The 10,676-nt window shown below is 45.2% G+C and carries 11 protein-coding genes; 9 read left to right on the top strand and 2 right to left on the bottom strand.

Features of this window, described 5'->3' with window-relative positions; genetic code table 11:
- Window positions 1-26 precede the first annotated feature (26 nt).
- On the bottom strand, window positions 27-260 hold the full coding sequence (locus B5G04_RS08415) for a hypothetical protein (protein WP_087396758.1): 234 nt from the start codon (window positions 258-260) through the stop codon (window positions 27-29).
- A 97-nt stretch (window positions 261-357) separates the two neighbouring features.
- On the opposite strand from B5G04_RS08415, the gene B5G04_RS08410 reads away from it, so the two are divergent.
- Both B5G04_RS08410 and B5G04_RS08405 read left to right on the top strand, forming a co-directional pair.
- A complete protein-coding gene (locus B5G04_RS08410) occupies window positions 358-1,320 on the top strand; it encodes an Rpn family recombination-promoting nuclease/putative transposase (RefSeq protein ID WP_087396756.1) in 963 nt (320 codons plus the stop codon).
- Window positions 1,321-1,370: 50 nt separating this feature from the next.
- Window positions 1,371-3,116 (top strand): ATP-binding protein, encoded by a 1,746-nt coding sequence (locus B5G04_RS08405; RefSeq protein ID WP_087396755.1) that lies wholly within the window; start codon window positions 1,371-1,373, stop codon window positions 3,114-3,116.
- On the opposite strand, the gene B5G04_RS19760 is transcribed toward B5G04_RS08405, so the two are convergent.
- Entirely contained in the window at window positions 3,056-3,385 is a 330-nt protein-coding gene (locus B5G04_RS19760) for a hypothetical protein (protein ID WP_158100074.1), read from the bottom strand. The two genes, B5G04_RS08405 and B5G04_RS19760, sit on opposite strands and share 61 nt — an antisense overlap.
- 104 nt (window positions 3,386-3,489) lie before the next feature.
- Between B5G04_RS19760 and ruvX the strand changes: the two genes are divergently transcribed.
- The 7 genes from ruvX (at window position 3,490) to rplT (ending at window position 10,239) form a co-directional block, all read left to right on the top strand.
- Complete coding sequence (ruvX, locus tag B5G04_RS08395; RefSeq protein WP_087396751.1) at window positions 3,490-3,909, top strand: Holliday junction resolvase RuvX; 420 nt, start codon at window positions 3,490-3,492, stop codon at window positions 3,907-3,909.
- 201 nt (window positions 3,910-4,110) lie between these two features.
- Complete coding sequence (gene def / locus B5G04_RS08390; RefSeq protein ID WP_022040187.1) at window positions 4,111-4,665, top strand: peptide deformylase; 555 nt, start codon at window positions 4,111-4,113, stop codon at window positions 4,663-4,665.
- Window positions 4,662-6,671 carry a tetratricopeptide repeat protein gene (locus B5G04_RS08385; RefSeq protein WP_087396749.1) on the top strand — a complete coding sequence of 670 codons (2,010 nt, stop codon included), beginning with the start codon at window positions 4,662-4,664 and terminating at the stop codon, window positions 6,669-6,671. Before def ends, B5G04_RS08385 begins: the two co-directional genes overlap by 4 nt.
- A gap of 205 nt (window positions 6,672-6,876) precedes the next feature.
- Window positions 6,877-8,820 carry a threonine--tRNA ligase gene (gene thrS / locus B5G04_RS08380; protein WP_087210722.1) on the top strand — a complete coding sequence of 648 codons (1,944 nt, stop codon included), beginning with the start codon at window positions 6,877-6,879 and terminating at the stop codon, window positions 8,818-8,820.
- 103 nt (window positions 8,821-8,923) lie between these two features.
- Window positions 8,924-9,529 (top strand): translation initiation factor IF-3, encoded by a 606-nt coding sequence (infC, locus tag B5G04_RS08375; protein WP_087396747.1) that lies wholly within the window; start codon window positions 8,924-8,926, stop codon window positions 9,527-9,529.
- Between the two features lie 55 nt (window positions 9,530-9,584).
- Complete coding sequence (gene rpmI, locus B5G04_RS08370; RefSeq protein ID WP_022040183.1) at window positions 9,585-9,782, top strand: 50S ribosomal protein L35; 198 nt, start codon at window positions 9,585-9,587, stop codon at window positions 9,780-9,782.
- Window positions 9,783-9,888: 106 nt separating this feature from the next.
- Complete coding sequence (gene rplT, locus B5G04_RS08365) at window positions 9,889-10,239, top strand: 50S ribosomal protein L20 (protein ID WP_087210727.1); 351 nt, start codon at window positions 9,889-9,891, stop codon at window positions 10,237-10,239.
- The last annotated feature ends 437 nt before the right edge of the window (window positions 10,240-10,676 follow it).

Genomic DNA, 10,676 nt, shown 5'->3' with positions numbered 1-10,676 from the left:
AGCAGGGAAGCGTCCCTGCACATATTTTAATTAGTAATCTCAGAAGCCGGTTCGCAGGGATGCGCGTCGGCTTCGCCTTTTAGGATGGACTTTATGGCAGAGCAAAACTGTTTGCGGACAATCTTCGGGGTATTGCCACCATGCATCATGGTATTTCCGGAGTAAACCAGGCTTATCCGGAAATGCAATTGTTTGTCCGGTCCTACGCATTCCAGTCCTATTATAGAGGACTGGAAATGTAGATAAGTGTTGTCAGACATGCTTGGACATTTCTTTTTGGAGCAGGATTTCTTCAAAGGTGTTGGTAAACTGATAAAGATTCCCTAACTTTGTATGCAATCATTAAAAGCATCGATTATGAGATACTTGGATCCTAAAGCCGACCTGACTTTCAAGAAAGTGTTTGGCGAACACCCCGACTTGGTCATCAGCCTGCTCAATGCCTTGCTGCCTTTCGAAAAGCCCGAAGAGGAGATTGCGGAAATCGAATACCTGACACCGGAACTGGTGCCGGAGACACCGCTGAAGAAGAACAGTATCGTAGACGTGAGGTGCAAAGACAAAATGGGCAGGCAATTTTTGGTGGAGATGCAGATGCTCTGGTCTCCTGCGTTCATGCAGCGTGTATTGTTCAACGCCTCGAAAGCGTACGTGCGCCAGCTTGGAGGCAGAGAGAGCAAATACGAACTGCTACAGCCCGTGTATTCGCTCAACTTGGTAAACGATATTTTCCTGCCGGATGTGCCGGAGGCTTACCACGACTATAAAATCGTGCAGGTGGAGCATACGGACAAGGTGATAGAAGGGCTGAGGTTTATCTTCGTAGAGCTTCCCAAATTCAAGCCACAAGATTTCAAAGGCAAGAAAATGGCGGTACTTTGGTTGCGGTATCTGACGGAAATAGACGAGCATACGCGGCAAGCCCCCAAAGAGTTATTAGAGAATCCGGAAATCTGCAAGGCGGTGACGCAAATTGAAGAGTCTGCTTTCAGCGATGCGCAACTCTGGTGGTATGATGACTTCTGGGATGCCGTGCGGGTAGAGAACACTTTGATAAGCGATGCTTTGCGGGAAGGTATGGAACAGGGCATACAACAAGGTATACAACAGGGTATACAACAAGGCATGCAACAGGGTATGCAAAAAGGTATAGAACAAGGCCTGCAGGAAGGCCGGCAAGAAGGTTTGGAAAAAGGCATACAACAAGGCATAAGGCAAGGCAATATCCAAAATGCGCGTGGCATGAAATCGGAAGGCATTCCGGCGGAAATTATTGCTAAAATCACCGGACTCACGCGTGATGAAGTGGAGAAACTGTAATAGGATAAAATCTTTCTTTGTAGAAAGAATCATGTAAAAAAGGATGGATTATGGATAAGCCAAATGTAAAAGGCATCCCTTACGGGGTGGCAAACTTTGAGGAAGTGCGGAGCAAAAACCGGTATTATGTGGATAAGACGATGTATCTGCCTCTTTTGGAAGAGGCAAATGATTTCTTGTTTCTGATTCGTCCCCGCCGCTTCGGCAAGAGTGTGTTCGTCAGCATGATGCAGGCATATTATGATATTGCCAAGGCAGACCGTTTTGAGACGTTGTTCGACGGACTGTGGATAAAGGCTCATCCGACTTCCCTGAAAAACGCTTGCCAGATTGTTTATTTCGACTTCTCGGTTATCGGGAGCGGGTCTAATGAAGGTGAGCTTGAAAGTAACTTCAATAAATATTGTTGCCAGGTGCTGGACATGTTTGCCGAGACATACGCCGGGTTTTACGATAAGGAGTTCGAAGAAAAGGTAAAGGCGGAAGACAGTGCCAGGGCTAAGCTGAACTATATCAATCTGCATGCACGTAAGAAAGGTTATCTTTTATACCTCATTGTGGATGAGTATGACAACTTCACCAACGTTATTCTCAGTGAAGGCGGAAAGGAGCGGTTCCGCAGGCTGACCCACGCCAGCGGGTTCTACCGGGAATATTTCAAGATATTCAAGGTCATGTTCAGCCGTGTTTTTCTGATAGGTGTGTCTCCCATTACCTTGGATGACCTTTCGAGCGGTTACAACATCGGTTGGAATATTTCCCAAGACCCCCGTTTCAATTATATGTTAGGCTTTTCCGAGTCGGATGTGCATACGATGTTCCGTTACTATCAGGATAATGGCAAGTTGCGTTCTGATGCTGATGTCGAGGCGATGCTGGAAGAGATGAGGCCTTGGTATAACAATTACTGTTTTTCGGAAGACTACATAGATGCCGAACGTCTTTACAATTGTGACATGGTGCTCTACTACTTGCGCCACCAGATTGCTTTCGGCCGTCCTCCCAAAGAGATGGTGGATGTCAATGTGCGTACAGATTATAAGAAACTTCAGATGCTGGCAGGTATAGACCGTGGAAACCAGCGGGAAAACCGGATGGGAGTTATTGAGGAAATTGCGGCAACGGGTTCTGTGCTGATGAGGCTGAAGACTTCTTTCCCTGCTGAATATGTGACGGAAGACAATAATTTCCGCAGCTTGCTTTATTACTACGGGTTGCTCACGATGGGGACAAGTTATGGGAACATGATCAAAATGATTATTCCGAATAATTGTGTGAAAGAACAATACTGGAGTTTCATGCGTGATTATTTCAACCGTAGTTTTAAGATTGACAGTATCCCATTGGAACATGAAATGACGAATATGGCTTTTACAGGCGAATGGCAGCCTTTCATTCGCCGTATCGCTGCGGCATACAAGGAAAATTCTTCGGTGCGGGACAGTATTTTAGGTGAACATAACCTGCAAGGTTTTTTCAAGGCTTACCTTGCTTTGAATACACTTTATTTGGTAGAGCCTGAAATAGAACTGAGTTATGGTTATAGTGATTTCTTGCTTCTGCCCGACAGGGTGCGTTATCCGGAGATTGCGCACAGCTATATTCTGGAATTGAAATATGTAAAGCCGGCTGCAACAGATGAAGAGGTGGAAGCCAAAAGCCGGGAAGCTGATGTCCAGTTGGAAAAGTATAGCAAGGATAAAATCGTATGTCGTCTGTGTTCTGGCACGAAGCTTCACCTGTTGAAGGTGGTATTTCGTGGTGCGGAATTATCAATCTGTATGGAAATAGCTTGATGTTCCTCATACGCCCTGAAGACATCCTCATGGATAAGTTGGCGCATTCGAGCGTATGCGATACGCTCCTGCATGGGCAATTGGGGAAAATGAGGATATTCAGAAGCTGTTTTGAATTTCTCCAAAAAGTTTTTCTTGGCTTGATGTATCCGTTTTCGTGTGTGCTTTGGGCGATTTTTTGGTCCTTTCCGCTCCTGTTCTTCGTCAGATAGCCCGCTATCTTCCTTATCACAGAAGCGAAAATGCCTCAAAAACTCATCCCAAATCATCGCACGATAAATTCAAAACAGCTTCTCATATAGTATAAATACGCAATCTTTTAAGGTTTATATAGAGAAGTATACAGAATAAATTCGTATTTTTGTCGCCGATTATGAGCAGAATATTGGCAATTGATTACGGAAAGAAGCGTACGGGTATCGCGGTGACCGACCCGATGCAGATTATTGCAAGCGGGCTGACTACCGTGCCTACGCATGGACTGATGGATTTCTTGCTGGACTATGTGCGGCAAGAAAAGGTGGAGCGTATCGTTATCGGACATCCCAAGCAGATGAACAACGAGGATTCGGAAAGTATGAAGTATATCGTGCCTTTTATGAATCAGTTGAAGAAAACACTGCCCGATGTTCCGGTGGAACTGTTCGATGAACGTTTTACATCGGTCTTGGCACATCAGGCGATGCTTGCCGGAGGCTTGAAGAAGAAAGCACGGCAAAACAAGGCTTTGGTGGATGAAATCAGTGCCACGATTATTTTACAGTCGTATTTGGAGTCGAAAAGAGGAATGTAAGTCTTTGAGTTTTTAAGTTTTTAGGTTTTTGAGTTAAATAATTCGATAATGACAAACAGAAGAACTAACAAACTAAAAAACAGACAAACTTAAAAACTAAAGAACTGACAAACTAAAGAACTGACAAACTAAAGAACTGACAAACTAAAGAACTGACAAACTAAAGAACTGACAAACTTAAAAACTAAAGAACTAAATAATATGATTTTACCTATCTATGTATACGGACAACCGGTGTTACGTGAGGAAGCTAAAGACATTACACCGGATTATCCGAACTTGAAAGAATTGATTCAGAATATGTTTGAGACGATGGATCGTGCCGACGGGGTAGGGCTTGCCGCTCCACAGATAGGTTTGCCCATCCGTGTGGTGGTGATAAACCTGGATGTGTTGGCTGATGATTTCCCCGAGTACAAGGACTTCCGTCATGCTTATATCAATCCCCGTATCGTGGAAACGGGCGACAACATTGTTTCGATGGATGAAGGATGCTTGAGCTTGCCCGGCATTCATGAAAGTGTGAAACGTCCAGACAAAATTCATGTGACCTACCTCGACGAAGACATGAATCCGCATGATGAGTGGGTGGAAGGTTATCTGGCACGTGTGATGCAGCATGAGTTCGACCATCTGGAAGGGACCATGTTTATCGACCATTTGTCGGCACTCCGCAAGCAAATGATTAAAGGCAAACTTAACGGCATGCTGAAGGGCAAGGCCCGTTGCTCTTACAAGGTGAAGACAGTGAAATGATTCGGAAGCTTATTTATATAATATATATAGGAGTGTTTTTCCCGATGATAGCCGGCGCCCAGATTAATACGGACCGGGTGATGGCCATCGGGAAAAACGCTCTTTATTTTGAGGACTATGTTCTTTCCATCCAGTATTTCAATCAGGTTATCAATGCCAAGCCTTACTTGGCCGAACCGTATTTTTATCGTGGACTGGCAAAACTGAATCTGGATGATTTTCAAGGTGCGGAAGCCGATTGTACGGAATCGATTGAGCGCAATCCGTATGTACCTAATACGTATCAGGTGAGAGGCATCGCGCGTATCCAGCAAGAAAATTACACGGGTGCCATACAGGATTACGAGAAAGCGTTGACATTCGATCCTGAGAATACCAGCCTGTGGCATAATCTGGCTTTGTCGCGGATGCGGAGCGAGGATTATGCGGAAGCGAAAGCCGACTTGGATACGCTGATCCGGATTGCCCCCCGCTATATTGATGCTTATCTGATGCGTACGGAAGTCTCTCTCAAGCAGAAGGATACGCTTCAAGCCATGTCGGATGCCGACAAGGCTATCGAAATGGACCGTTATAATGCCGACACGTGGGCTTCACGGGGCATGCTTTTCCTTCAGCGGAACAAGTATGCCGATGCCGAAAGCGACCTAACCGAAGCCATACGCCTGTCGGTGCGCAATGCGGGCATGTATATCAACCGTGCGTTGGCACGCTATTACCAGAACAACCTGCGGGGGGCTATGAGCGATTACGACTTGGCTCTTGACATCGACAAGAATAACTTCATCGGGCATTACAACCGGGGCTTGCTCCGTGCCCAGGTAGGAGACGATAACCGGGCTATAGAGGATTTCGACTTTGTGCTCCAGATAGAGCCGGACAATATGATGGCGGTCTTCAACCGGGGCTTGCTGCGTGACAGGACGGGAGATTATGCCGGTGCCATCAGTGACTATACTACGGTGCTGGAAGAGTATCCCAATTTCTTGGCAGGCTATCAGTATCGTGCCGAGGCTCGTAAGAAAACAGGCGACCTGAAAGGTGCAAGCCAGGACGAGATGAAAGTATTGCAGGCGCAACTGGATGCGCAGAACGGAAAGACATCGCAACAGACTGCTTCGGCCGACAAGACCCGTAAGAAGTCGGATAAGAACATGAACAATTTCCGTAAGATTGTAGTGGCAGACAATGAAGACGAACGTTCGAAATACAAGACCGACTATCGGGGACGTGTGCAAGACCGTAATATCACGATTCTTCCCCAGCCGATGTTTGTGTTGAGTTATTACGAACGTCCGGATGAAGTGAAACACCAGATTAATTATTCGAAATATATCGATGACTTGAATAACCGTCGTGTCTTGCCGCACCAGTTGTTGATAACCAATAATGAAGCTTCGCTTACCGAAGGGCAGGTGAAGCAGCATTTTGCATCGATTGATGACATAACGGAGAAGATTGTGAAAGAGCCGGACAATGCCTTGCACTATTTTGCACGTGCCCTTGATTTTTATCTGGTACAGGATTTTGATAATGCGTTGGAAGATTTAGACTGTACCATCGAAAAGGACAATGCGTTTTTCCCAGCCTATTTTATGCGGGCGATGATCCACTACAAACAGTTGGAATACAGGAAGCGGGATGCAAATTATGAAATAGAGCAAAGTCAGGAAAAAACATTGCAGGTACGTGCGCTGGATTATGCCATGGTGCGCGATGATTTGGATGAAGTGATTCGTCTGGCTCCCGATTTTGCCTATGCGTATTATAACCGTGGAAATATCTATGCCGTGATGAAGGATTACCGGTCGGCATTGGTGGATTATAATAAGGCTGTCGAACTTGATTCGCGTTTTTCGGATGCTTATTTCAATCGGGGACTGACGAATGTGTTCTTGGGTAATAACAGCGAGGGTGTGCAAGACTTGAGTAAGGCGGGCGAGCTGGGTATATTCTCGGCATACAGCGTGCTGAAGCGTTTTACTACAATGAAGGAGGAAGATTAGGTAGTTGAAAGATGATAAGATGATAAGTTGACTAGGTGACAAGGTAACAAGGTTTTGAATAGTTTGACTAAAGGCATTTCAAACCTTGTCCACTCGTTACCTTGTTACCTTGTCTCCTCCTCGTCAACTTATCACCTAAAAATTGTATAATTAAAAAGTTTTGTTTATTTTTGCGACTCAATAAAAAAGACTAACATAAAAGACTATGATTAAGATAACTTTTCCTGATGGCTCTGTTCGCGAGTATAACGAAGGAGTTACTGGTCTGCAGATTGCAGAGAGCATCAGTTCTCGTCTGGCGCAAGATGTTTTGGCTTGTGGCGTAAATGGCGAAACGATTGATTTGATGAGACCTATTAACGAAGATGCCGATTTCGTTCTTTACAAATGGGATGACGAGCAGGGTAAACATGCATTTTGGCATACCAGTGCCCACTTGTTGGCTGAAGCTTTGCAGGAACTGTATCCGGGTATTCAGTTTGGCATTGGTCCTGCTATCGAGAACGGTTTTTATTACGATGTAGATCCGGGAGATGACGTGGTTATCAAAGAAAGCGACCTGCCGGCCATCGAACAGAAGATGATAGAACTGGCTGCACGTAAGGAGCCGCTGGTGCGCAAGAGCATTGCGAAAGACGATGCGCTGAAGATGTTCGGCGAGAGAGGTGAGACATATAAGTGCGAGTTGATTTCTGAATTGGAAGACGGGCATATCACTACTTATACGCAAGGCGCGTTTACCGACTTGTGCCGCGGCCCGCACTTGCCTTCCACCGCTCCTATCAAGGCTATCAAGCTGTTGTCGGTTGCCGGTGCTTACTGGAGAGGACAGGAAGACCGCAAGCAGATGACCCGTATTTACGGTATTACCTTCCCGAAGAAGAAGATGCTGGATGAATACCTGACCATGCTGGAAGAAGCCAAAAAACGCGACCACCGCAAGATTGGCAAGGAAATGGATTTGTTCATGTTCTCGGATATGGTAGGCAAGGGATTGCCGATGTGGTTGCCGAAAGGTACAGCGTTGCGCATCCGCCTGCAGGATTTCCTGCGCCGCATTCAGGCACGTTACGATTATCAGGAAGTGATGTGTCCGCCTATCGGAAACAAGCTGTTGTATGTCACTTCGGGACACTATGCGAAATACGGTAAGGACTCGTTCCAGCCAATTCATACGCCGGAAGAAGGCGAGGAATATTTCCTGAAGCCGATGAACTGCCCGCATCACTGTATGATTTACCGCAACAGTCCGCGTTCGTACCGCGACCTGCCTTTGCGTATCGCCGAATTCGGTACGGTATGCCGTTATGAGCAGAGCGGTGAGTTGCACGGATTGACCCGTGTGCGCAGCTTTACACAGGACGATGCGCATATCTTCTGCCGTCCCGACCAGGTGAAAGACGAGTTCCTCCGTGTAATGGATATTATCTCGATTGTGTTCAAGTCGATGAACTTCGAGAACTTCGAAGCGCAGATTTCCTTGCGCGACAAGGTGAACCGCGAGAAATACATCGGTAGCGATGAGAACTGGGAAAAGGCAGAACAGGCTATTGTAGAAGCTTGTCAGGAAAAAGGACTGAAGGCGAAAGTGGAATATGGCGAAGCTGCGTTCTATGGTCCGAAGCTCGACTTTATGGTGAAAGACGCTATCGGCCGCCGTTGGCAGTTGGGTACCATTCAGGTAGACTATAACTTGCCCGAACGTTTCCAGTTGGAATACATGGGTGCCGATAACCAGAAACACCGTCCGGTAATGATTCACCGTGCGCCGTTCGGTTCGATGGAGCGTTTTGTTGCCGTATTGATTGAACATACAGCCGGTAAATTCCCGTTGTGGCTGACTCCCGATCAGGTTGCTGTCCTTCCGATTTCGGAGAAGTTTAATGAGTATGCCGACCAGGTTCGTCTGGAACTGAAGAAGTACGACATCCGCGCGTTGGTAGACGACCGTAACGAAAAGATTGGCCGCAAGATTCGTGACAACGAGATGAAGCACATCCCTTATATGCTGATTGTGGGTGAAAAAGAAGCTGCCAATGGCGAAGTTTCTGTCCGCAAACAGGGAGAAGGCGATAAAGGTACGGTAAAAATCGAAGAATTTGCAAAAAATATTGCGGAAGAAGTTCATAATATGATAAATAAGTGGTAACTTTGCAACCGCATTTGCAAAAGTCATTTTGGCTTTCGGCAAAAAAGAATAACAATAATTACATTAATAATATTATAAGCAGACAAAGGAAACAAGTATTTGAATGAAAAATGACAATTTGAAAGGGCAACATCGAATCAATGAACAGATTCGTGCCAAAGAAGTCCGTATTGTGGGCGACAATATTGAATCGGCTGTTTATCCTATAGCACAAGCTTTGCGGATGGCTGAAGAACATGGTGCCGATTTGGTAGAAATTTCACCCAATGCTGTTCCTCCCGTTTGTAGAATTATTGATTATTCTAAGTTTCTTTACCAGTTGAAGAAACGGGCAAAGGAGCAAAAGGCAAAACAAGTGAAGGTCAATGTAAAGGAAATCCGTTTCGGTCCTCAGACTGACGAACACGATTATAACTTCAAGTTGAAACATGCTATCGGGTTCTTGCAGGGAGGCGATAAGGTGAAAGCATACGTTTTCTTTAAGGGACGTTCCATTCTCTTTAAAGAACAAGGTGAAGTGTTGTTGCTTCGTTTTGCCAATGATTTGGAGGAGTATGCGAAAGTGGAGCAGATGCCTATCTTGGAAGGAAAGCGTATGACTATTGCATTGTCGCCGAAAAAAGCGGGTGGAACAAAGAAACTTGCTGCTCCGAAAGCGGCAGAACCGCGCGAAGCAGGTGTTGTAGAAAAGAATGAGAAAAGTGCGTAACGTGCCGGTATAGTGCGTTGCCACAGTTAATAATAATAATTAAAACTTAAACAAGATGCCAAAAGTAAAGACTAACTCCGGTTCTAAAAAAAGATTCGCTCTTACCGGAACGGGTAAAATCAAAAGAAAGCACGCTTATCATAGTCATATCCTGACTAAGAAGACAAAGAAGCAGAAACGAAACTTGTGTAAAATGGGTTTGGTTCACAGCGCAAACTTAACTGCAGTGAAAGAACTTCTTTGTATGCGTTAATCTTCGCAGGTAGTGTAAATGTATTATTTAAATTATTAACCGAATGCATTAGCCTCAAGTCCGGTTGTAAAACATCGGCGCTAACATTCAAAAATGAATTAAAACTATGCCAAGATCAGTAAATCACGTTGCTTCAAGAGCAAAAAGAAAGAAAATTTTAAAATTAACTAGAGGTTACTTTGGTGCAAGAAAGAACGTTTGGACCGTTGCCAAAAATACATGGGAAAAAGGTTTGACTTATGCATACCGTGACCGTAAGACTAAAAAACGTAACTTCCGCGCATTGTGGATTCAGCGTATCAATGCTGCTGCCCGTCTGGAAGGTATGTCTTACTCAAAACTGATGGGTGCATTGCACAAAGCCGGTATTGAAATCAATCGTAAGGTGTTGGCCGACTTGGCTATGAATCATCCGGAAGCTTTCAAGGCTGTGGTTGATAAAGTTAAGGTGGCTTGATAGAAGTAAAGAAATCAGAAGAAGGCAACTCTTGGAAAAGAGTTGCCTTTTTCGTTGATGTATGCTCGGCATGAGTATTAGCTAACGGGTGCAAGTCCCTAATGAGCCCTAATAGCGGGAATCATACAGCCCAAAGCAAGGGTGTCCATCGCGAGTTGGAATCTGAAAGAAGCTTGCGGCAAACATCTGGTCTGACGGACAGAAACTTCATATAAGGCATAAGACTGTGGGTAAGGTTGCATCACAAATCAAAGCCCTATAGCTATTCGGAACAGTCAATGTAAATGAAGCAGACATAAGATGGAAAGTTAATACCCTTATCCGAGGAGGTCTCACGGACGCATGATAATAGTGAAAAAGAAATCGAAATCAGCGGAGTAAAGCTTGTCGTGAGAAGTCAGCAGATGTCATAGTAGCAAACGTGTCGAAGAGTTTGT

Origin of the sequence: Bacteroides sp. An51A (assembly GCF_002161565.1) — a bacterium.
Lineage (GTDB): Bacteria > Bacteroidota > Bacteroidia > Bacteroidales > Bacteroidaceae > Phocaeicola > Phocaeicola intestinalis.
The sequence above is the reverse complement of the archived record's forward strand: the minus strand, read 5'-3'. Positions and strand labels throughout refer to the sequence as shown.